We start from the raw sequence: 21,041 nt of genomic DNA, 5'->3' as shown, positions 1-21,041 counted from the left end.
GCCCTCAGGCGTCTTCGGGATCGTTGTCCAGAAGGCGCTTGGGGTGCATACCGTCGACCTGGCCGATGAACGGCGGATGGATGCTGTAGCCGAGCATGCGGCGGATGTCCTCATCGACGGTGCGGACGATATCGTGCGGGGTCGAGAGGGTGAAAGCCTCCTGCGGGCGCAGCCAGGGCTCGCAGTACTGCGCGGTGACGGCGAGGCGGGCGGCGTCGGTGCGGTTCGCACCGCCGCCGTGCCAGAGCGTGCCGACGAAGAAGACGCAGGATCCGGCGCTCATGACGACGGGCTGACGTTCAGCGGAAGAGTCGGGCAGGACCTCACCCCATTCGTGGCTGCCGGGCACGATATCGGTCGCACCGTTCTCGGCGGTGAAATCGTCTATGGCCCAGATGGTTGCGGCGCTCAGTGCGGCCCGGGGGCGCGGTAGCGGATAGAAACCGTCGTCGGTGTGCAGCATCTGCGCGGATTCCCCGGGCAGGATATTGATGACCTGCAGCATGGACAGCAGATAGTTCGGCATGAGCAGCCGGTCGAGCAGCGCGAGCACCCGGGGATGCGAGGCGAGCCGGTCGCAGCTGCGGGTTTTGTTCAGCACGCTGTAGATGCGCTGTGTGGCATGGCCTTCGAAATTGTTGCGGCCCTTGAGATTCAGCAGCTCTGCCGTGCTGTCGCGAATATCCCGCAGCTCCTGCGCGGTGAGCAGATCCGGCAGGATGACGTATCCGTCGCGCAGCACCGCGGCCAGATCGGCGTCCACCACCGCGGGATCGACTGTGCTGCCGCTGCTTTCGGTGCGGCGATAGGTTCCGGCGAGATCACCGGAAAGATCGGTTACGGATGACACCTCAGCGCCCACGGCGCACCTCCGAAACATAACTGAGTTCTGTTATGCTCCGGAGCATGGCACGCGCCCCCCTCGGACGTCAACAACTGCTCGACGCCGCGCGCGCGGAACTGGTGGCCGGCAGCGGTACCGTTGATCTCAATGCGCTCAAGCGCCGCTCCGGGCTGAGCACCGGCGCGCTGTATCACCATTTCGGATCCAAAGCCGGTCTGCTGGTGGCGATCTACGAGGAATTCCATGCCGGACTGGTCGCCGCCATTGCCGACGAGACAATCGCCGACTCGGTCGGCTGGGCCGCCCGCGAACGCGCTCGCACCCGCAATTTCGTGGCCTACCATTTCGCCGACCCTCTTTCGGAACTCCTGCTCGGACCGATCAGCACCGAACCCGAAGTCGCCGAATTGGAGGCCGCCGCACTCGCGCGCATTATCGAATCGGCCGGCCGCAATATTCGCACCGGCCAGCAGTCCGGCGAACTGGACCCCGCCATCGATCCGGACCTCGCCGGCGCGTGCGTAATGGGCGCACTGCGCCACGGCATCGCCGAACAACTGCGCCGCCACCCCCGCCCGTCGGTCGACGAGGCCACCGAGGGACTGTGGCGCTTCATCGCCGCCGCGGTAGGCGCCCACCGCCCATGACACCCCGGCACCTCACTCGAGACCTGGGCCGTGCGCGCCAGATAGTCGATCAGCGGTAGTTGATTCTGCGTCGGCAAGGTGAAGACATTGATCTGAGTGACCACGGAGTTGTCGACACGAATAATGGGCAATCTTCTAATAAACGCCACACACCGAACGACCGTCCAGGGTGCGCCGAATTCCCCGGTTGGTATGTGAAGCTGAAGCCACAGGTCAGCCGTTGATAGACAGGAGAACGCCATGCTCGGTCTCGGCATTATCGGGTGGATCATTATCGGCGGGCTCGCGGGCTGGATTGCGAGCAAGATCATGAAAACCGACGCCCAGCAGGGCATCGTGCTCAATATTGTGGTCGGTGTCGTCGGCGGTCTGGTCGGCGGGTTCCTGCTGAAGATCCTCGGCGTCGATGTCCGCGACGCCGGTCTGTGGTTCAGCTTCTTCACCTGCCTCGCGGGCGCGGTGGTGCTGTTGTTCGTCTACAACCGCGTCGGCGGCCGCCGCTAGCGCTCGATCCCGACACGCCCCGGCCGACACTCGGCCGGGGCGTTCTTCTTGCCGGATGAGGCAATGCTGCACCACTTCTGAATGTGCCATTGACAACTGGCACATTCATCGGTGACTCTAGAGACATGACAAGGTCAACGAGGACCTCGGTCCCCGGCGTTCCGGCGGTAGCTTCCGCTCGATCCCGGCTCGCAGCCACGGCATGCGGGATCGGGCTGCGGCCGCTCAACAATGCGGTACCGCTGAACGCACCGGGAGTGTGGTTCGCACGCAAGCTCATCGCGACGATCATGGCCACGGCGGGTCCACCGGTGCCGGGCACGACGGTCGTTCCGGTCAGGTCCGGCCCGGTACGCGGCGAATGGGTGTGCGCACCCGGTGTCGATTCCCGGATCGTCCCCCGTCCCGCCCCGAATGCCACCCGCGCCATCTACTACATCCACGGCAGCGGCTACGTGCTGTGCTCGGCGCGCACGCACCGGGGACTGGCCTCCCAGCTGTCGAAGAAGACCGGGTTGCCGGTATTCCTGACCGACTACCGCCTCGCCCCCGAGCATCGTTTTCCCGCCGCCGCCGATGATGTCGAGGCTGGATATCGCTGGCTGCTCGAACAGGGCATCGCCGCGGAAGATCTGGTCATCGCCGGTGATTCAGCCGGCGGGCATCTGGCGCTGGATCTGCTGATCGAGAACGAACGGCACTCCCGGCCGCAGCCGGCGGGGGTGGCGCTGTTCTCCCCGCTGATCGATCTCACCTTCGGCCTGGCCGCCGAACAGGAACGGCGGCACCGGGATCCGGTCATCTCCGCCCGTATCGCCGCCCGGCTCCCGCTCGCCTACACCCGGGATCTACCTGCCGATTCCCCGCGCCTGCACCTGCGGTTGCCGAAGGGAATCACCCTGCCGCCCATGCTGGTTCAGGTCGGCGGCGCCGAAATGCTCAGTGCCGACGCCCGACACCTGCGCGATATGGTCCGCGCCGCCGGCGGCAGGTGCGAGCTGGAGATCTGGCCCGGCCAGGTGCACGTCTTCCAGGCGCTCCCCCTGCTCGTCCCGGAGGCCGATCCGGCACTCCGGCGCGTCGCCGAATTCCTCGGGGCCGCACTGAATTCCAGCACTACCGCCACGGAAAGAGTGGGCTGACATGTTCGGACTGGAAAAACTCATCCCCCTCAGCGTCCGCCCCCGCCGCAGCTACGACGCCCGCGCGGTGGTGACCGGGGCCGGCAGCGGCATCGGCCGGGCCTTCGCGCTCGAAATCGCCGCGCGTGGCGGACAGGTCATCTGCGCCGATATCGACGAGGTCCGCGCCGCGGAAACCGCCGCGCTCATCGAGTCCGGCCATCCGGGCGCCGCCCACCCCTTCCGCTGCGATGTCGCCAAGCGCGATGACGTGGAAGTCCTTGCGCGCTTTGCCGAATCGGTCTTCGGCGGCCCGATCACCCTGGTGATCAACAATGCCGGTGTCGGCATCGGCGGCAAACATGTCGGCGAGATCGGTTTCGGCGATTGGGAGTGGGCGCTCGGCATCAATCTGTGGGGTGTGGTGCACGGATGCGAGATCTTCGCACCGCAGCTGCGCGCCGCACGCCGCGGCGGCATCATCAATGTGGCCTCGGCGGCCGGATTCGCGGCCGCGCCCTCGATGGCGGTCTACAACACCTCCAAGGCGGCGGTGATGTCGCTGTCGGAGACCCTGGCCGCCGAGATGAGCGGCACCGGAGTCGCCGTCACCGTGCTGTGCCCCACCTTCGTCAAGACCAATGTGGCGCGGGACGGCCGCATCACCCAGCAGTCGGCCCGCCTGGCCGACACCCTCATGCGCCTGACCGGCTTCTCCCCCGAGCATGTCGCGCGCACCACCCTCGACGCCCACGATCGCGGCCAGCTGTACGTGCTGCCGCAATTGGACGCACACGTCGTCTGGCGTCTGAAGCGCTACTTCCCCGCGCAGTACACCTATGCGCTGGGCCTCCTGGATCGGCTACTGCCGCAGGAGCATCCGACCACCCACGACCGGACCTCGGTCTCCGATAAGACGGGAGTCTGACATGGCGAACGCTATGGATTTCGACGATATGCTGCAGAAGATCAAGGACCGGCAGTGGGCGCTGGCCGATATCGACTGGGATGCGCCGGGCGCGGAAACGATCTCGCCCGAACTGCACGCCAAACTCCAGCCGTTCATGGCCGATCTCATGTGGATCGAGAATGTCGGCGCACGCGGTTTCGCCGCCATGGCGAAGAAGGCGCCCACCGAGACGCTGCGCGAGATCTACCGCTATTTCCACGCCGAGGAGCAGAAGCACGCCAATGCCGAGCTTGCGCTCATGCGGCGCTGGGGCATGCTCGACGGTGACGAGATCCCCGAGCCGAATATCAATGTCAAGCTGGTCATCGACTTCCTGGACAAGTACTCCGACGATATGTCGCTGTCGTTCCTGGGCACCGTGATTCCCATGCTCGAGGTCGCCCTGGACGGCGCGCTGATCAAGTTCATCATGGACGAGATCGAGGATCCGATCTGCCAGGAGGCGTTCAAGAAGATCAATTCCGACGAATCCCGGCACCTCGCCGTCGATTTCGCCGTCATGGATCTGCTCGGGCACGCCGGAATGCGCAAACTGCTCACCGAATTGGTCGGCGGCTGGGTCAAGCCCACCTTCCTCATCGGCGTCCTGAGCTATGTGCCGCTGCTGAACAAGATGCGCGACAATATCGTCGAGATGGGCGTCGACGAGGAGAAGCTGTACGCGGCGTTCAAGCGGTACGCCAATGTCGGCGAGCGCAGCGAATTCGCCCGCAGACTGCCCATGTTCCAGATCGTCAAGCGGCACAGCGGCTGGGTGATCAATCGCGAGCACCCGTATCACCTGATGGCCGACGCCCTGGTCAAGGTCTCCGCGCACGTACCGCAGCGGTGGCTGCGTCAGCCCACCTGGTCCAAGGAACTCACCTACGAGCCCGCGGCATGACGAAGGATCTCATGAACACCCAGATACTCGACGTCGCCATCATCGGCGGCGGGTTCGCCGGGATCGGCGCCGCGATTCGCCTGAAGCAGAAGGGGATCGGCGATTTCGCCATCTTCGAACGCGGCACCTCGATCGGCGGCACCTGGCGCGACAACACCTATCCCGGTGCGGCCTGCGATATTCCGTCGCGGCTGTACTCCTACGGCTTCGCGCCGAATCCGAATTGGTCGCACACCTACTCGGGCAGCAATGAGATCCTCGGCTATATCGAATCGATGGCCACACAGTTCGGTCTGCACCGGCATTTCCGGTTCGGGCACAACATCACCGGCATCGTCTTCGACGAGGATGCCGGCGTGTGGGATATCTCGGTCGAGGGCCGCGCCGATATCGTCCGGGCCCGCACCGTCGTGCTGGCCTCGGGACCGCTGGCCAATGCCAGTCTGCCGAAGATCCCCGGAATCGAGGATTACCAGGGGCACAAGATCCACAGCGCCCGCTGGGATCACGACTACGACTTCACCGGTAAGAAGGTCGCCGTCGTCGGCACCGGAGCCAGTGCGGTGCAGATCATTCCGGAACTGGTCGACAAGGCCGCCTCGGTGAAGGTGTTCCAGCGGACGCCGGGCTGGGTGCTGCCGCGCATCAACCGGCAGACCAGTCCGCTGACCAAGGAGCTCTACCGGCGCGTGCCCGCGGCCGAATCCCTCTCGCGCGCAGCCTGGTTCTACGGGCACGAGTCGGTCGCCCTCGGCGTGGTCTGGAACACTCCGCTGACCCGGGTCGTGGAAATGGTCGGCCGTGCCCAGCTGCGCCGGCAGGTGAAGGATCCGTGGCTGCGCCGTCAGCTCACCCCGGAATTCCGCGCCGGCTGCAAGCGGCTGCTGATGACCGACGACTACTACCCGGCTCTGCAGCGTGAGAACTGCAAACTGGTGACGTGGCCGATCGCGCGCATCTCCGAGCGTGGCATCCGCACCGCGGAAGGCATTGAGCACCAGGCTGATTGCATTGTCTTCGCCACCGGCTTCGAGGTGTCCAAGGCCGGGACGCCGATTCCGATCGTGGGCCGGGACGGGCGCGTGCTCGCCACCGAGTGGCAGCGCGGCGCGTTCGCGTACAAGAGCATCGCGGTCTCGGGCTATCCGAATCTGTTCTTCACCTTCGGACCGAATTCGGGGCCGGGCCACAATTCGGCGCTGGTGTACATGGAGGCGCAGATCAACTATCTCGTCGAGGCGATCAGCACCGTTCTCGACCGGGATCTGCGCATGCTCGATGTGCGCCGCGAGCGGCAGGACGAGTACAACGCCGCCATCCAGCGCCGGCTGGACAGCACCACCTGGAATTCGGGCTGCCGCAGCTGGTATCTCACCGAGGACGGGTTCAATGCGACCATGTACCCGGGCTTCGCGACCCAGTACGTCGGTCAGTTGCGCACGGTCGAGCTCGGCGACTACCACGTCGTGCCGGTCACCGCGGAGCGGACGGCGCCACGGATCGTGGTGAATTCGTAGGTGACGGCGGCCGGCGGCCAGGACGATAGACTCGGTCGGTCCAGGACCGTGTGTGTTCCGGCCGCCGGCTCGACCGGCGTCCCGAGGCGAGGGAGGTGATATCGGTGCCGCAGTACCGGATCGACGACCTCGCGCGCGCCGCGGGCACGACGACCCGCAATGTGCGCGCCTATCAGGAGCGCGGCCTGCTGCCGCCCCCGGCCGGAAAGGCCGGGCGCGCAAGCATTTACGACGACACCCATCTCGAACGCCTGCGACTCATCGACGCACTGCTGCAGCGCGGTTTCACCACCTCGCATATCGGCGACTTCATCACCAGCTGGGAGACCGGTAAGGATCTCAGCGAGGTGCTCGGCCTGCAGCACGCGGTCACCGCCGCGTGGGGCGAGGACGAAACCTTCGAGGTGCCGCGCGAACTCGTCGGCACCATTCTCGGTGCGGACACCGAGGAACTGCTCGATCAGCTCGCGGAGATGAAGCTGGTGCGGATCGACGGCGACACCGTCACCTTCACCGATACCGCCCTGCTCACCTCGTTCGCGGAGCTGCACGAGTACGGGCTCGAACTGCGCATGCTCATCGCAATCTATGCCAAGGTCGCCGACCGCATCGACGACGTCACCCACACCATGATCACCGCGGCCAAGCAGCACATCGAGGATAAGCACGGCAAGGGCTGGCTGCCGGAGACCAGTAGCGAAATCGCCGAGACGACGGCCATGCTCAACAAGATGCGTGAGCTGGCCGTCACCTCTGTGCATTCCACGCTGGCGCGCTCGCTCGATGTCACCCTGCGCCGCGAACTCGGCGACTATCTCGCCACCGCCGCCGAACGCGAACAGCAGCGGTCCACGGCGTCACCCGACGTGCGGTCGTAGCGGAGGACCCCTCGACATCCGCCACGACCGTGCCGGCCGGTTCTACCGGTAGCCGTACTTCTCCCAATTGGCCAGCACGCGATCCTGGATCTCGGTGGGCCAGCCGTTTTCGAAGCTGCCCTTCACCGGGCGCTTACCCTCCGGGTACAGATCGGCGAGCAGGCAGTTGTAGATGACCTTGCCCGCCATGAAGGTGTGCGACTCCTCCTTCGAGAGGTAGACCGCGAGCTGATCGGAAACCTTGTGGGCGTAATGGAATTCGCCCCGATCGAGGTCCGGATGCGAGCGGGTGGCGAAGGCCCACACCACCTGCTCCAGATCGGTGATGTCGACATCGTCCTCGACCAGCAGGATCTTGGGCGCATTGACCGACGGCTTACCGGTGAAGATCACCTCGGCGATCTTGTCCACCAGTTCGTGCGAACCCAGCCCGGTCTTCTCGTGCCAATCCTGCCGGACCGACAGCGTCAGCCAGTGCACCGCGGCCTCGTAGTTGTACCAGGCCGAGGAGATCGGCAGTTCCGCCTGGCGCAGCAGGTAGAGGATCTCCGCCGCGCTGGTGGTGCCGATGATGGTGTGGTCCTCCTCCACCGGCGGACCGGCGGCGACCACCGGCTGAATAGCGCCGTCGCGGTAGGTGATCGCGGTGACCTTGAAGACCTGCTTCGGGCTGGCCTCGGTGGCGTTGTAGCCGGGGAACTCGTTGAACGGCCCCTCCATGATCGTCTCGTCGAGCAGGATGTGCCCCTCGATCACGATCTCCGCGGTCGCGGGCACCAGCAGATCGACGGTCTCGGCCGCGACCAGCTCGATGCCCTCACCGAAAAGCGCGCCCAGATAATGACTTTCGTCCTCACCCTCGGGGATCGGCATACCGCCGACAAACGGCAGACCCGGCTCGACGCCGATGGCCAGCGCGATCGGCATGGGTTCGCCGGCCTCGATCCACTGGGAGCGAATGATGCCCAGATGCTGCGGCGCCGGAATCAGGCAGGCCAGCGTGTTCTTATCGGCGATCATCATGCGGTTGATCGACCAGTTGGTCCAGGAGCCGTCCGGCGTCTTGACGATATTCATGCCGTAGGTCTGGATATAGCGGCCACCGTCGCCGCCGTGGATCAGCGGCGTCGGGAAGGCGAACAGATCGATATCGTCGCCGGTCACGATGTTCTGCTTGCACGGCGCATCGGCGGCCCACACCACCACCGGCGCGATACCCGGCTTGGACCGCGCATCGGCCAGGGCCTCGACGATCTGCTGACCGGTCGCGTCGTAGGGCAGGCCGACCGCGAGCGCGATCCGCGCCAGCCGATGCTTCGGGCCGCTGAGCGCACCCGGCGCGCCCAGCACCCGGAACCCGCTATCGCCGTAGCCGGTGATATTGGTGAAAAGCGGTGCGGGAGCGCGCAGATCGTAGGATCGGCGGATCACCGCGCCCAGTTCCAGATTCCAGTCCACCTCGGCGTCGATCTGCTGGATCTCGCCGATGCTCTCCAGCTCCGAAATGAACTCACGCAAGCTGCGCAGGTGCGTCATACAGGGATTTCCTTACTGCCAATGGTGCACTGACCGAACAGGTTTCGTGGACTACTCACCCCACCGCGGCAGATCGGGAACGTCGATCCCGAGCAGGTCGAGGGCGCGGCCCGCGGTGTGGTCGACAATGTCCTCGACGGAGTCCGGCTTCAGATAGAACGCGGGCACCGGCGGCATGATGATGCCGCCCATCTCCGTCACGGCCGTCATCGCGCGCAAATGCGCCAGGGTGAACGGGGTTTCGCGCACCATCAGCACCAGCCTGCGCCGCTCCTTGAGCGTGACATCGGCGGCGCGGGTCAGCAGATTGTCATTATTGGCGTACGCCACCGCAGACAGCGTGCGCACCGAGCACGGCGCCACGATCATGCCCGCGGTGCGGAACGATCCGGAGGCGATGGCCGCGCCGATATCCGCGGGCCGGTAGGTCACATCTGCCATGGCGGCGAGATCCCGGGCGCTCAGATCCGTCTCGTATGCCCTGGTCTGCTGCGCCGCGGGGGTGACAACGAGGTGGGTTTCGACGCCGGCCTTGCGGGCCAGCTCCAGCACGCGGACACCGTAGGCGATGCCGGTCGCACCGCTGATACCCACGACGAGTCGTTGCGTTTTGTCCACCCGACAAGGATCGAGTCTCCCGCGTTGGCTATCAACGAGAGAATCGGCCACTATTGAGAAGCAGGGATTATCAATGGCTGAGGAGTTATGGACACCGATCGCATAGATCTCAACGAACTGGAGATCTTCCTGACTCTCGCCGAGGAGCTCCACTTCGGCCGTACGGCAGCGCGACTCGGTCTCTCGCAACCACGGGTGAGTCAGCTGCTGCGTGCGCTGGAACGCCGGGTGGGTGGACTGCTGTTCGAGCGGACCAGTCGCCGCGTGACGCTGAATCCGCTGGGCGAGCGCCTGCTTCGCGGCGTGCGCCCGGCCTTCGCCGAACTGCAGCGAGCGGTCGCCGATACCCGTTCCGCCGCACAGGGTTTGCGCATCGGGTTTCTCGGTCCCTATGTCAGCACCCTCACCGAACCGATCGCGCATCATGTGGCCCGGTTCCCGGACTGCCCCGTCGAGCTGGTCCAGGTGCCGTGGACCGACGTGTTCGGCGCGCTGTACCGCTCGGAGATCGATCTGCAACTGTGCCTGGCGCCCGTCGAGCAACCGGGTCTGGTCATCGGACCGGAAATCGCCACCTTCCCGCGCCTGCTGGCAATAGCCAAAACACACCCGAGGGCGAATTCGGCGGTCCTCACCCTCGAGGACCTGGCCGATCTCCCCGTCATCGGCCCGTCCCCGCAGGTGCCGCCGGAATTGGCGCGCACCTTCTGGCCGCCTGCGCTCACCCCCACCGGCCGCCCGATCCCCCGGTTACCGGCGGCGCGCACCGAACCGGAGATGCTCGGCACCGTTGCGAACAACCGCGGGGTGTTCCTGACCACGACCGCTATGCCGACCCACTTCTCGCACCCCGGTGTGCAGTTCATCCCGTTCACCGGCATGCCGGATGCCCGGGTGGTATTGGTCTGGCGAAAAGGTAATGACGACAGCAAGATTCGCGACTTCGCCAATCTCGCCGCGCCGTATCAGCTCACACCGTCCGGGGCGCGGGCGCACCGGTAGTCGCGACGCTGGGCCCCGCACCGACGACGCTGGGCCCCGCGCCGAAAAGCGCTGGGCCTGCGCCGAATTCGAATCACGCAGCCTTGCGGATGGTTCCGGTGCCGGTGCTGGGATCCTCGTGCAGGGCGCGGTGCATGGCGCAGCGGTGCACCGGACCGGGCCGGTAGAACGCGGGATCCAGCCGCTGGACAAAGGTGAGGTTGTCGCGGCGCCAGCAGTCGATGCACACGGGCTCGTTCATGGTGTCCTCCTCGGTCGCCGCTTTCGAAAAGCTTGCAGGGGTGGTATTCCCGTTCCCACCCCCGTCCACGCATGACGTGTCCATCCGCTGACCACGACGCCGCCGGATCGTTATCCGAGGGTGCGCAGAGATCGTTCCGGCAGCGTGCCCGCACCCTCTCCTGTGAGCGCGGAAAGTCGCGCATTTCGACCGGCTACCAGGAGCAACAGATCCGCGACGGTCCCCTCGACGGCCGGGCCCGTCCCGGCTGTCCATGTGGTGTCGGTGGCGGTGAGCCGGAAACCGGAGAACCGCTCCTGAGCACGGAACAGCCACCGCGTCCGCCAGACCCGCTCGAGCGCGAGACGTGCTGATGCCGTGGGCATTTCATACTCCAGCCCGAGCGGCAGGGCAATGTCCTGGATGTGTACGAGCACATCCATCAGACGATCGGCCGGGGTGGTGCCGGGCGGAGTGCGGCGCATCGGGACAACAGCGCGGAGATCGGTCAGCAGCTGGCGAGAGCTGGTCGCATCCGCGTAGCGAATCGCGCTGTCGAGATTCAGCCGCGGGATGCTGCCGCGCGCGCGAATCAGATTGGCCAGCAGCGAGAGCACTGTCGGCCGGCTCGACAGCACCACGTGGGCGACCACATCGCGGACACGCCATCCCGCGCAGAGCGAGGCGTGGTCCCACTCCGTCTCGGGAAGCTTTTCGAGCAGTTCCACCAGGGTGGTGCGTTCGGCGGAGACCGCTCGCCAGATCTCATCGGGTGTGGTGATCATCAGGGTGAATTCCTTTCCGGTAGGGCGCTAGTACCGTAGGAACTCCACCCGAGTGGAGGTTCAAGCGATTGTGACTCACCACACAATTCGCGAGGCGTTGCTGACCATCGGCGAGCTCTCGGAGCTCACCGGGGTGCCCGTCCGCACAATTCGGTTCTACTGCGACAGCGGCGTTGTGGAATCGGTCCGCAGTTCCGGCGGTCACCGCATGTTCGATCGAACTGCGGCGGTGGATCGGCTGCTCCTGATTCGCCGGTTGCGCGCACTGGGGCTGGGTCTGACCGCGATCACCGCCGTGCTGTCGGGCGAGCGGTCGATGGCGGAGGCGGTCGCCGCCGAGCGTGCGGCGGTCGATATCGAACTCGGCGCGCTCGCATGGCGGCGAGCGTCGCTGTCCGCCATAGAGAATGCGACACCGGCCGAGCGCGCGGCCAGACTGGAATTACTGGCCGCGGTGCAGAACGGGGCCGATGCGCACGACAGTTTGATCAGCTTCTGGCGGCGCCTGCTGTCGCCGGTGCCCGCGGAACTGTTCGAGGCCTTCGTCGATATGAATGTGCCGCCGCCACAGCATGATCCGACACCCGATCAGGTGGTCGGATACGCCGAACTCGTCACGCTCACCCGGGACCGGGAATTCGGCACGATCATCTCCCAGCAGCTCTGGCGCGGCGACCCGAGGGCGATTCGCGATCGGGCAGGTCTGCTCGCGGGAGTCGCCGAGGCGTGCGGTATGGCCGAATCACAGATCGCCCATGGCGTCGCCCCCTGCCCGGGCCCGGCACTGGACCGGTTCGTGGACGCACACGCCACCGCCCGCAATACGCGTGACACCCCCGGCTTCCGGACGCGTCTCCGCTCCGGCAACCACGACAATGACCTGCGCATTCACCGCTATTGGCACTGCGCGGGCGAAATCATGCGCAGTACAACCACAGCCGGTGCGGGACAGCTGTGGTTGCACAGCGCACTCGTCCGGGCGACAGCCGTACCGGACTCCGCCTAGCGGCCTCGAATCAGGCTGCCGCGGCAGCGGTGCGCAGGGTGGCCATGGCCAATTTCGGATCGGCCACATCGACGACGAGGCGGGTCAGGGGAGCTCCGGAGAGTTCGATACGAATGCCCTGACCGCCGAACTGGGTGTCCCAGAACTCCTTGCGGCCCTTACCCCGAAAGGTTCCGGCCGCGATCACACCGGGGAAGAAGGTGCCGGGCGCACGCACCCACGGCGGACGCAGATCCACCTCGGCCGGAACAACCTGGGTGATCTGCGATAGATCGAAAGTCACATGCTCGCGCAGCGCCAGCACGCGATGCGCTCCGGTCACATGCACTGTCACAGTCGTCCCCGTGAGCTCGAACTCGACCATCGTGGACCTCGCTTTCACCGACACCATTACTCCCTCCACAGTGCCGCCCGGTCCTGGTCATAGCCTGAGGTTCTCCTGCGATTACGCACAGACTTTCGCGTTGTGCCAGCTAGAAGGCTTGCCGTTTTCTCAGGACGCCTCGGATTCCAGGCCGCTGTCGCGCCGAAGGTAGAGCCCGGAGGGCGTTCCCTGAACCTTTCCGTCCCGAACGATCCGGCGACCGCGCAGGAAGACGTCGGTGACGCGCGCGGACATCTCGAACCCTTCGAAAGGTGTGTATTCCTGGGCGGATTCCGAATCGGCGGCGTGCACCACCCACCGCGCGGCGGGGTCCACCAGGGCGATATCGGCGTCGTAGCCCGGCGACAGCGCCCCCTTACGGGCCAGGCCGTAGCGGCGAGCCGGGTTGGCGGAGGTCAATTCGGCGATCCGGGCCAGCGGCAGACCGCGTTCCAGGCCCGCACCGACCAGCCCGGGCAGCAGGTATTCCGCGCCACCGAAGCCCGACTTCGCGAGAAAGACATCGCCGGCGTCCGCTCCGAACTTCTGCTCGGCCCGGCAGCAGGCGTGATCGCTGACCACCCAATCGATTTCGCCCGCAAGCAGATGCCGCCACAGGGCTTCGACGTCGGCGCGTTCGCGCAGCGGCGGGTTCACCTTGCCGCCGATGCCGTTGGCGGTGTCCACGTCGGCCAGCAGATGACCGATGGTGACCTCGCGGCGGAAATCGACGTGCGGGAACGCAGCGGCCATGCGCAGCGCGGCGTCCACGGCTTTGGCCGAGGACAGGTGCAGCAGATTGATGTTCGGGAAACCGGTCTCGTGCGCGAGGTAGGAGGCCATGGTGATGGCCAGCCCCTCCGAATGCGCTGGGCGCGAGGCACTGTAGGCCCGCAGGCCGGAGAGTGAACCGTCGGCTTCCACGAGTTCGGTGTAGGCGGCCATGATTTCGGCGGTCTCGCAGTGCAGCGACAGCGACAGGCTGTCGCCGAATCGCTCGCGGGCGCGCTGGAGGCCGCGCATGACGAATTCGAAGTGGGCAAGGTCGTAGCGTTCGTCCGGCCCGATCATCAGGAAGTCGGCCTGATCGCTGGAGCGTCCGTGCAGGCCGTGGCCGCCGTAGAACATGAAGATCTTGAACGAGGTGATACCGAATTCCTCGACCAGATACGGGATTTCGTCGATGTGCTCACGAGTCATCGGAGCCAGATGCAACCCGTGGTCCACGTATGAACGGCCGGCCATCCGGCCGAGCGCATCGGGGACGAAATCCCGGTAGGAGCCGCCGCGATTGAGGTAGTAGCGCCCCGTGCGCAGATAGCTCAGCGAGGTGGTGACGCCGCCCTGAGCACAAGCGCGGCTCTCGGTCTCGGTGTCCTGCCCGAGATCGGCGTAAATGCCCCAGTGCTGGTGCGCATCGACCACTCCGGGGAAGGCCAGCAGCCCGCCCGCGTCGATCACCTCGGCCGCGGATTCGGGCGCGATCGCGGCGGCGATGCGGGTGATGACACCGCCGGAGACGGCGATATCCCTAGGCTCGGGCACACCGACCGAGGGGTCGCCGGGGCGCACGACGCGAGCGTTCCGGATCAGTAGATCAGTCTCCGCCACAACCTTCTCCAGTTTCCTTCTGCGAAACATCTTGACTGGCTATGCGATCATCGCAGTACTATTCGCTGGTAGTCAACGCCGCAAGCGCATTCAATGTTTCGTTGTGGGAAACACTTCGGCGGTAAGGAGTTGAGCAATGGATGGTCCGCTCGCCGGCATACGGGTCCTCGATGCCGCGACCCTCTTCGCCGGACCGCTGGCGGCAACGCTGCTGGCGGATTTCGGCGCCGAGGTGATCAAGATCGAGCATCCCGAGGGAGATCCGGTGCGCAGCCACGGCGCGCAGCGGGAGGGAATCGGGCTGTGGTGGAAGATGATCGGGCGCGGGAAGCGATCGGTAACGCTGTATCTCGGAGCGCCGCAGGGCCAGGAGTTGTTCCGCCGCATGGTCGCCGACGCGGATGTGGTGATCGAGAATTTCCGCCCCGGGACTTTGGAGCGGTGGGGTCTGGGGTATTCCGCACTGCGCGAGATCAATCCGCGCCTGGTGCTGGCGCGGGTCACCGCCTTCGGGCAGATCGGCCCTTACGCACAGCGACCGGGCTTCGGCACGCTCGCCGAGGCCATGAGCGGTTTCGCGGCCATGACCGGAGAACCCGACGGACCGCCCACCCTGCCGCCCTTCGGTCTCGCCGATGGGATCGCCGCCCTCACAACAGCTTTCGCCATCATGACCGCGCTGCGTGCCCGCGACCGCGACGGGCACGGGCAGCAGATCGATCTGGCGATTGTCGAGCCGATCCTCACGCTGCTCGGCCCGCACATCGTCGCCTACGACCAGCTCGGGCAACTACCGCCGCGGACCGGCAATCGCTCGTCGAACAATGCGCCCCGCAATATCTATCGCACCGCGGACGACGGCTGGGTGGCGGTCTCGACCAGCGCGCAGTCGGTGGCCGAACGCGTGGTAGGGCTGGTGGGACGACCGGACTTCATCGGGGAGCCGTGGTTCACCACCGGCGCCGGACGGGCCGGGCACGCGGTGGAATTGGACGAGGCCGTCGGGTCCTGGATCTCGGTACGCACGACCGCGGAAGTACTGCGCGCCTTCGAGGAGGCCGACGCCGCCGTCGCACCGGTCTACACCGCCGCCGATATCGTGAACGATCCGCAGTTCCGGGCACTGGAGTCGATCATCACCCTGCACGACTCGCAACTCGGCCCGATTCGTATGCAGAACATCCTGTTTCGCCTCTCCGAGACGCCGGGCGAGATTCGCTGGACGGGACCACCGCTGGGGGCCGATACCGCCGCGGTGCTGTCCCGCTACGGCGTCGATGAGCAAGCACTGGCACAGCTGCGCGTCGCGGGGGTCGTGCGATGAGCGAGCGTGATGCGCTGGTCGCCGCTGTCGCCGGCGGCGTCGAACTCATCGAACTGGGTCAGCCGTTCTTCACGGGCATGCCCTGTTCACCGAATCATCCCGGATTCCGGATGACCCTCGTACGCAGGCACGGCGATATGATGCGGCCCGACGGCGGCTCGGCCGCCAACGAGATCATCGTGACCGGCGGGCATGTCGGGACGCATATCGATGCGCTCAGCCATGTCAGCCACGACGGGCTGCTGCACAACGGCGTCGATGCCTACCAGGCGCAGCGCGGCGGGGCTTTCACCGAGCACGGCGCCGAGCACCTCCCCGGCTTGCTGCGGCGTGGCGTCCTGCTGGACGTCGCGCGACTGCACGGCGTCGAGGTACTGCCCGGCGGCTACGAGATCACGGCCGCGGATCTGACCCGAGCCGCGAAACAGGCCGGGACCGAACCGGAGTCCGGCGATATCGCGGTGATTCGCACGGGCTGGTCCCGGCTGTTCAGCGACCGTGAGGCCTACCTCGGCGCAGCCTCGGGCGTGCCCGGCGTGGGTGTCGCCGCGGCACGCTGGCTGGCCGAGCGCGGTGTGGTGGCGACCGGATCCGATACCACCGCGTACGAATGTATTTCACCGGGCGCGGGCCACAGTGTGCTGCCCGTACACCGGGCGCTGCTCGTCGAATCCGGGATCTACATCCTCGAACATTTGGCGCTGGAGGATCTCGCTGGCGCCGGACTCGCCGAATTCGTCTTCCTGCTGGCGCCTTTGCGCATTGTCGGCGGCACCGGTTCCCCGGTGCGCCCGCTCGCGGCGGTACGACGATGAACGACCGGACCGTGGTCCAGCACCTGGCGGAGTTCGCCGAGATGGCCCGGCTGTGCGGTGTCGGCGCGGAATTGCGCGCCGATGCCGCCCGCCGGGTCCTCGACGTCCTGGGCAACAGCCTGGCCGCCCTCGATACCTCGCCCGCCATCGCGGTACGCGCCCTGGTGGACGAATGGGGTGGGCGACCGCGGGCGACCGCCCTCGGCCTGCCTGGCAGCTGGCCCGAACCCAGCGCCGCGCTGCTCGGCGGAACACTCGCGCACGCCATGGATTTCGATGACACCCACCTGCCCTCGGTGCTGCATCCGTCGGCATCGGTGGTGCCCACCGCACTGGCGGTCGCCGAATCGCGCAATGCGAGCGGCGCGGCGCTGCTGGATGCGGTGGCCGTGGGAATCGAGATCACCGTCCGGCTCGGTATGGCCGGATATGATGCGGCCCTGGGCAATTCGGTATTCTTCGAGCGCGGACTGCATGCCACCGCCATCTGCGGTGCGGTCGGCGCGGCGGCCGCGGCAGCCATGCTCTCGGGCCTCGATGCCGCGGGAATCGCGCACGCCATGGCGATCGCCGCCAGCATGGGATCCGGTCTGCTCGAGGCCAATCGCACCGGCGGCACGGTCAAACGCGTGCACTGCGGCTGGGCGGCACACGGTGCGGTTGTCGCGGCGGGCCTGGCCCGTACCGGCCTGACCGGTCCCCCAACCGTGCTGGAGGGCAGATTCGGCCTGCTCCAAGCATTCTGCGGCGACCGCACCGATATGGCCGCCATCCTGACCGGCCTCGGCGACCACTGGGAGCTGCCCGGCGTCTTCTTCAAGCCCTACCCCTGCAACCATTTCACGCACGCGGGCATCGACGCCGCACTGCGCCTGCGCGCCCGGGGCATCGATCCCGGCGCTATCGACGACCTCGAACTGGGCGCGCCCACTGCGGCCCTGCGCACCATCGGCTTTCCCGCCGCGGCCAAGGCCGCACCCGAATCCGGCTATCACGCGGCCTTTTCCGGCCCCTACACCGTCGCGGCCGCCCTCCTCGGCGGTGGCGGACTCGGGCTGTTCCACGAGGATTTCACCGATGCCGCGGCGCGCGATCCCGAACGTCTCGCCCTGGCGGCAAAGGTGCGCTGCGTCCCGGACCCGCAGTGCGACAGCATCTTCCCGCACCAGTTTCCCGCCGTCCTGACCGCGCGACTGCACAACGGCCACGTCCTCACCGAACGCGTGGAGGTGAATCGCGGTGGTCCCGGCAATCCCCTCTCGCCCCAGGAACTGGCGACCAAGTTCCGGCTCAACACCGCATCGGCGCTGCCGGCGCCGATCGCCGATCGAATCAGTGAAACCACCTTCCGGCTGGCCACGGCACCGAATCTCGAAGCGCTGCTGCAACCGCTGCGGGATGCCCGGCCGGACGGCCCCGCGCACCATCCCACGGGGTGAGCGCTGCCGGGCATCGCCGCGGCGGTACCCGATTGCTCCCGTCCGGCTACCTGCCGATTCCGGCCGGGAAGATCCCCGCCCGGCCGAGCAGTGCGGGGACCGGGGCGCCGAGCACCCCGCCGAGCCAGGTCGCCGTTTCGATGGAGAGGTCGAGACGAACACCGGTGTCGATTCCCATGCGGTCCAACGCATACAGCAGATCTTCGGTGGCGATATTGCCGGTCGCGGCGGGCGCGAACGGGCACCCGCCGATTCCGCCGATACTGGCGTCGAGCACCCGCGTTCCGGCTTCCAGAGCGGCCAGGGCATTGGCGTAGCCGGTATTGCGGGTGTTGTGGAAGTGGCAGCGGGGCAGGGCATTCGGGGCGATCGACCGCAGACCCCCCACCAGTCTGCGCACCCGGTCGGGGGTGCCGACCCCGATGGTGTCGGCGAGCGCGATCTCGTCCGGGTTGGCGTCGGCGACCTGGGCGATCAGGTCCAGAACAGTCGATTCGGCGACCTCGCCTTCGAAGGGACAGCCGAAGGCGGCGGCGAGGGTGACGGTCCGCCACAGGCCGGATGCGGCGGCGCGGTCCGCGAGGCGCTGCCAGCGGCGAACGCCCTCCGCCGTGGTGCAGCCCTGATTGCGCCGGCTGAAGGTATCCGTCGCCACCACGACCACATTGATCTCGTCGACTCCGGCGGCGAGCGCCCGGTCCAGCCCGCGATCGTTGAAAACCAGTCCCGCATAGGAGATGTCGCCCACCCGCGGCACCCCCGCCATGACCGCCTCGGCATCGGCCAGCTGCGGAACCCGCGCGGGGTTCACGAAGCTGACAGCCTCGATGCGGCGCAGACCCGCATCCACCGCACGCTGGATCAACTCGATCTTGTCGGCAGTCGGTATGGGCTGCGATTCGTTCTGCAGGCCGTCCCTGGGCGCGACCTCGACGAGCGTGATGTCCACGAATTCTCCTCAGTACCAGGTGATTCGGCGAGCAGCTGATCGCATCTCAGCTCGATCTTGCTAGCCGTTTCGCTACGGGATACATTGTATCCATTCTTACCGGAGGTGCGCACGACTCCGCCTCACGGTGCGACAGAACGGAGTTGGCCGAATGCCGGACCTGCACACCCCCGCGCCCGGGCCCCTGGCCGATCTGCGAGTGATCGAGATGGGACAGCTGCTGGCGGGCCCGTTCTGCGGCCAGTTGCTCGGTGACCTCGGGGCCGAGGTGATCAAACTCGAATCCCCCGGCCAGGGCGACCCGATGCGCGAATGGGGCCGGGAGAAGCCGTACGGCCGCTCACTGTGGTGGCCGGTGGTGGCGCGCAATAAGAAATCGGTCACCTGCAATCTGCGCACCGCCGCCGGGCAGCAACTGGCGCGTGACCTCATCGCCCGCGCCGATATCGTGGTGGAGAACTTCCGGCCCGGCACCCTGGAGCGCTGGGGGCTCGATTACGACACCCTGCGCGCCGGTAATCCCGGCCTCATCCTGACCCGCGTCACCGGCTACGGCCAGACCGGACCGTATTCCCCGCGCGCCGGTTACGGCTCCATCGGCGAGGCGATGGGAGGCATTCGCTACACCACCGGCGACCCCGATCATCCGCCCGCGAGAACCGGTATCTCCCTGGGTGATTCACTGGCGGCGGTGTTCGCCACGATCGGAACCCTGGCGGCGGTGCATCATCGGCACAGCAGCGGGCGCGGGCAGATCGTCGACGCCGCCATCTACGAGGCGGTGCTCGCCATGATGGAGTCACTGCTGCCGGAGTGGGGCATCACCGACTACCAGCGTGAACGTACCGGCCCGGTACTCCCGAATGTGTCGCCCAGCAATGTCTACGGGACCGCCGGGGGCGAGTTGGTCCTCATCGCCGCCAACCAGGACACCGTCTTCTCACGGTTGGCAAAGACCATGGGACAGCCCGAATTGGCGGATACCGAACGCTTCGCCACCCATTCCCGCCGCGGCGAGCATATGGCCGAGCTCGACGACGTCATCGCCGAGTGGACCACCACCCTGTCGGCAGATGAGCTGCTGGCCACCCTGCACGAGGCCGGGGTTCCCGCGGGACGCATCTACACCGCACGGGATATGTTCGCCGATCCGCATTTCGCGGCCCGGGAGGCCATCGTGCGGCTCGCACATCCCGAGTTCGGCGAAATCCCCATGCAGAACGTCTTTCCCAAACTCAGCGAGACGCCCGGCTCGGTGCGCCACCCCGGCCCGGAACTGGGCGAACACAATGCCGACGTGTACGGATCCCTGCTGGGGCTGGATGCGCAGACACTCGCCGGGCTGACCCGCTCCGGCGTGATCTGAAAGGAGATTCCGGTGTCCGATCTGGCCGACGACTATCGCCGTCACGGATTCGCCGCCCGGCTCGGCCCCGGTATCCGGCCGGCCGTACTGGTGATCGATATCTGCGCGGCGTATCTCACCGACGGTTCGCCGCTGCGCGCGCCGGTGGAGGATGCCGTGCGGGCCACGGCGCGACTGGTCGCACGGGCCCGCGCCGTCGATCGCCCCGTCGTCTTCACCCGGGTGCGTTATCGGCCCGGCAGCGCCGACGGCGGGTTGTTCCGGCGAAAAGTACCGGCGCTCAACGCCTTCGAGGAGGGCAATCCCCTCGGCGACTTCCTGGCCGATCCCGCGCCGCTACCCGGTGAAGTGGTGGTGACCAAGCAGTACGCCAGCGGATTCCACGGCACCTCGCTCGCCGCCACCCTGACCGCACAGCAGATCGACACCGTTCTGATCACGGGATTGACCACCAGTGGCTGCGTCCGGGCCACCGCCACCGATGCCCTGCAGCACGGCTTCCGCCCGCTGGTGGTCGCCGACGCCTGCGGCGACCGCGATCCACGGCTGCACGAGGCCAATCTCCTGGACCTGGACGCCAAGTACGCCGATGTGATCGACCTCGACACCGCACTGACCGTCCTGCACTGATTCATCTTCTCC

General features: G+C 66.8%; 22 protein-coding genes. 14 read left to right on the top strand and 8 right to left on the bottom strand.

Going from position 1 to position 21,041, the window contains the following annotated elements:
• Nucleotides 1–4: 4 nt before the first annotated feature.
• Nucleotides 5–862 carry a phytanoyl-CoA dioxygenase family protein gene (locus OG326_RS20160; RefSeq protein WP_327146200.1) on the bottom strand — a complete coding sequence of 286 codons (858 nt, stop codon included), beginning with the start codon at nucleotides 860–862 and terminating at the stop codon, nucleotides 5–7.
• A gap of 44 nt (nucleotides 863–906) precedes the next feature.
• Between OG326_RS20160 and OG326_RS20155 the strand changes: the two genes are divergently transcribed.
• The 7 genes from OG326_RS20155 (at nucleotide 907) to OG326_RS20125 (ending at nucleotide 7,364) form a co-directional block, all read left to right on the top strand.
• Complete coding sequence (locus OG326_RS20155; RefSeq protein WP_327146199.1) at nucleotides 907–1,491, top strand: TetR/AcrR family transcriptional regulator; 585 nt, start codon at nucleotides 907–909, stop codon at nucleotides 1,489–1,491.
• Between the two features lie 240 nt (nucleotides 1,492–1,731).
• Nucleotides 1,732–1,995 carry a GlsB/YeaQ/YmgE family stress response membrane protein gene (locus OG326_RS20150; RefSeq protein ID WP_327146198.1) on the top strand — a complete coding sequence of 88 codons (264 nt, stop codon included), beginning with the start codon at nucleotides 1,732–1,734 and terminating at the stop codon, nucleotides 1,993–1,995.
• A gap of 125 nt (nucleotides 1,996–2,120) precedes the next feature.
• Entirely contained in the window at nucleotides 2,121–3,137 is a 1,017-nt protein-coding gene (locus OG326_RS20145; RefSeq protein ID WP_327146197.1) for an alpha/beta hydrolase, read from the top strand.
• Between the two features lies 1 nt (nucleotide 3,138).
• A complete protein-coding gene (locus tag OG326_RS20140; protein WP_327146196.1) occupies nucleotides 3,139–4,044 on the top strand; it encodes an SDR family NAD(P)-dependent oxidoreductase in 906 nt (301 codons plus the stop codon).
• A 1-nt stretch (nucleotide 4,045) separates the two neighbouring features.
• Entirely contained in the window at nucleotides 4,046–4,969 is a 924-nt protein-coding gene (locus tag OG326_RS20135) for a ferritin-like domain-containing protein (protein ID WP_327146195.1), read from the top strand.
• Complete coding sequence (locus OG326_RS20130; RefSeq protein ID WP_442790979.1) at nucleotides 4,966–6,486, top strand: flavin-containing monooxygenase; 1,521 nt, start codon at nucleotides 4,966–4,968, stop codon at nucleotides 6,484–6,486. Before OG326_RS20135 ends, OG326_RS20130 begins: the two co-directional genes overlap by 4 nt.
• 104 nt (nucleotides 6,487–6,590) lie before the next feature.
• A complete protein-coding gene (locus tag OG326_RS20125; protein WP_327146194.1) occupies nucleotides 6,591–7,364 on the top strand; it encodes a MerR family transcriptional regulator in 774 nt (257 codons plus the stop codon).
• 42 nt (nucleotides 7,365–7,406) lie between these two features.
• On the opposite strand, the gene OG326_RS20120 is transcribed toward OG326_RS20125, so the two are convergent.
• Complete coding sequence (locus OG326_RS20120) at nucleotides 7,407–8,900, bottom strand: UbiD family decarboxylase (protein WP_327146193.1); 1,494 nt, start codon at nucleotides 8,898–8,900, stop codon at nucleotides 7,407–7,409.
• 51 nt (nucleotides 8,901–8,951) lie between these two features.
• Nucleotides 8,952–9,518 carry a UbiX family flavin prenyltransferase gene (locus tag OG326_RS20115; protein ID WP_327146192.1) on the bottom strand — a complete coding sequence of 189 codons (567 nt, stop codon included), beginning with the start codon at nucleotides 9,516–9,518 and terminating at the stop codon, nucleotides 8,952–8,954.
• 87 nt (nucleotides 9,519–9,605) lie between these two features.
• On the opposite strand from OG326_RS20115, the gene OG326_RS20110 reads away from it, so the two are divergent.
• The gene (locus OG326_RS20110; RefSeq protein ID WP_327146191.1) at nucleotides 9,606–10,520 is read left to right on the top strand and encodes a LysR family transcriptional regulator; all 915 of its coding nucleotides are present in this window, start codon (nucleotides 9,606–9,608) and stop codon (nucleotides 10,518–10,520) included.
• Nucleotides 10,521–10,593: 73 nt separating this feature from the next.
• Here the strand turns inward: OG326_RS20110 and OG326_RS20105 are convergent, their stop codons facing one another.
• The gene (locus OG326_RS20105; protein ID WP_327146190.1) at nucleotides 10,594–10,761 is read right to left on the bottom strand and encodes a hypothetical protein; all 168 of its coding nucleotides are present in this window, start codon (nucleotides 10,759–10,761) and stop codon (nucleotides 10,594–10,596) included.
• Between the two features lie 110 nt (nucleotides 10,762–10,871).
• Nucleotides 10,872–11,525 carry a maleylpyruvate isomerase family mycothiol-dependent enzyme gene (locus tag OG326_RS20100; RefSeq protein ID WP_327146189.1) on the bottom strand — a complete coding sequence of 218 codons (654 nt, stop codon included), beginning with the start codon at nucleotides 11,523–11,525 and terminating at the stop codon, nucleotides 10,872–10,874.
• A gap of 70 nt (nucleotides 11,526–11,595) precedes the next feature.
• On the opposite strand from OG326_RS20100, the gene OG326_RS20095 reads away from it, so the two are divergent.
• The gene (locus tag OG326_RS20095; RefSeq protein WP_327146188.1) at nucleotides 11,596–12,531 is read left to right on the top strand and encodes a MerR family transcriptional regulator; all 936 of its coding nucleotides are present in this window, start codon (nucleotides 11,596–11,598) and stop codon (nucleotides 12,529–12,531) included.
• Between the two features lie 10 nt (nucleotides 12,532–12,541).
• Here the strand turns inward: OG326_RS20095 and OG326_RS20090 are convergent, their stop codons facing one another.
• Both OG326_RS20090 and OG326_RS20085 read right to left on the bottom strand, forming a co-directional pair.
• On the bottom strand, nucleotides 12,542–12,895 hold the full coding sequence (locus OG326_RS20090) for a hypothetical protein (RefSeq protein WP_327146187.1): 354 nt from the start codon (nucleotides 12,893–12,895) through the stop codon (nucleotides 12,542–12,544).
• Nucleotides 12,896–13,024: 129 nt separating this feature from the next.
• Entirely contained in the window at nucleotides 13,025–14,506 is a 1,482-nt protein-coding gene (locus OG326_RS20085) for a dihydroorotase (RefSeq protein WP_327146186.1), read from the bottom strand.
• 136 nt (nucleotides 14,507–14,642) lie between these two features.
• Between OG326_RS20085 and OG326_RS20080 the strand changes: the two genes are divergently transcribed.
• The 3 genes from OG326_RS20080 to OG326_RS20070 are packed head-to-tail and all read left to right on the top strand — an operon-like array spanning nucleotide 14,643 to nucleotide 18,084.
• Nucleotides 14,643–15,830 (top strand): CaiB/BaiF CoA transferase family protein, encoded by a 1,188-nt coding sequence (locus tag OG326_RS20080; protein ID WP_327146185.1) that lies wholly within the window; start codon nucleotides 14,643–14,645, stop codon nucleotides 15,828–15,830.
• A complete protein-coding gene (locus OG326_RS20075; RefSeq protein ID WP_327146184.1) occupies nucleotides 15,827–16,645 on the top strand; it encodes a cyclase family protein in 819 nt (272 codons plus the stop codon). Before OG326_RS20080 ends, OG326_RS20075 begins: the two co-directional genes overlap by 4 nt.
• Nucleotides 16,642–18,084, top strand: coding sequence for an MmgE/PrpD family protein (locus OG326_RS20070; protein ID WP_327146183.1), 1,443 nt, complete (start codon nucleotides 16,642–16,644; stop codon nucleotides 18,082–18,084). Before OG326_RS20075 ends, OG326_RS20070 begins: the two co-directional genes overlap by 4 nt.
• A gap of 46 nt (nucleotides 18,085–18,130) precedes the next feature.
• Here the strand turns inward: OG326_RS20070 and OG326_RS20065 are convergent, their stop codons facing one another.
• The gene (locus OG326_RS20065) at nucleotides 18,131–19,033 is read right to left on the bottom strand and encodes a hydroxymethylglutaryl-CoA lyase (RefSeq protein ID WP_327146182.1); all 903 of its coding nucleotides are present in this window, start codon (nucleotides 19,031–19,033) and stop codon (nucleotides 18,131–18,133) included.
• 151 nt (nucleotides 19,034–19,184) lie between these two features.
• Between OG326_RS20065 and OG326_RS20060 the strand changes: the two genes are divergently transcribed.
• Both OG326_RS20060 and OG326_RS20055 read left to right on the top strand, forming a co-directional pair.
• Complete coding sequence (locus OG326_RS20060; protein ID WP_327146181.1) at nucleotides 19,185–20,399, top strand: CaiB/BaiF CoA transferase family protein; 1,215 nt, start codon at nucleotides 19,185–19,187, stop codon at nucleotides 20,397–20,399.
• A 12-nt stretch (nucleotides 20,400–20,411) separates the two neighbouring features.
• Entirely contained in the window at nucleotides 20,412–21,029 is a 618-nt protein-coding gene (locus OG326_RS20055) for an isochorismatase family protein (RefSeq protein ID WP_327146180.1), read from the top strand.
• Nucleotides 21,030–21,041: the final 12 nt, after the last annotated feature.

This window comes from Nocardia sp. NBC_01327 (assembly GCF_035958815.1).
In the GTDB taxonomy this organism is placed as follows: Bacteria; Actinomycetota; Actinomycetes; order Mycobacteriales; family Mycobacteriaceae; genus Nocardia.
The sequence above is the reverse complement of the archived record's forward strand: the minus strand, read 5'-3'. Positions and strand labels throughout refer to the sequence as shown.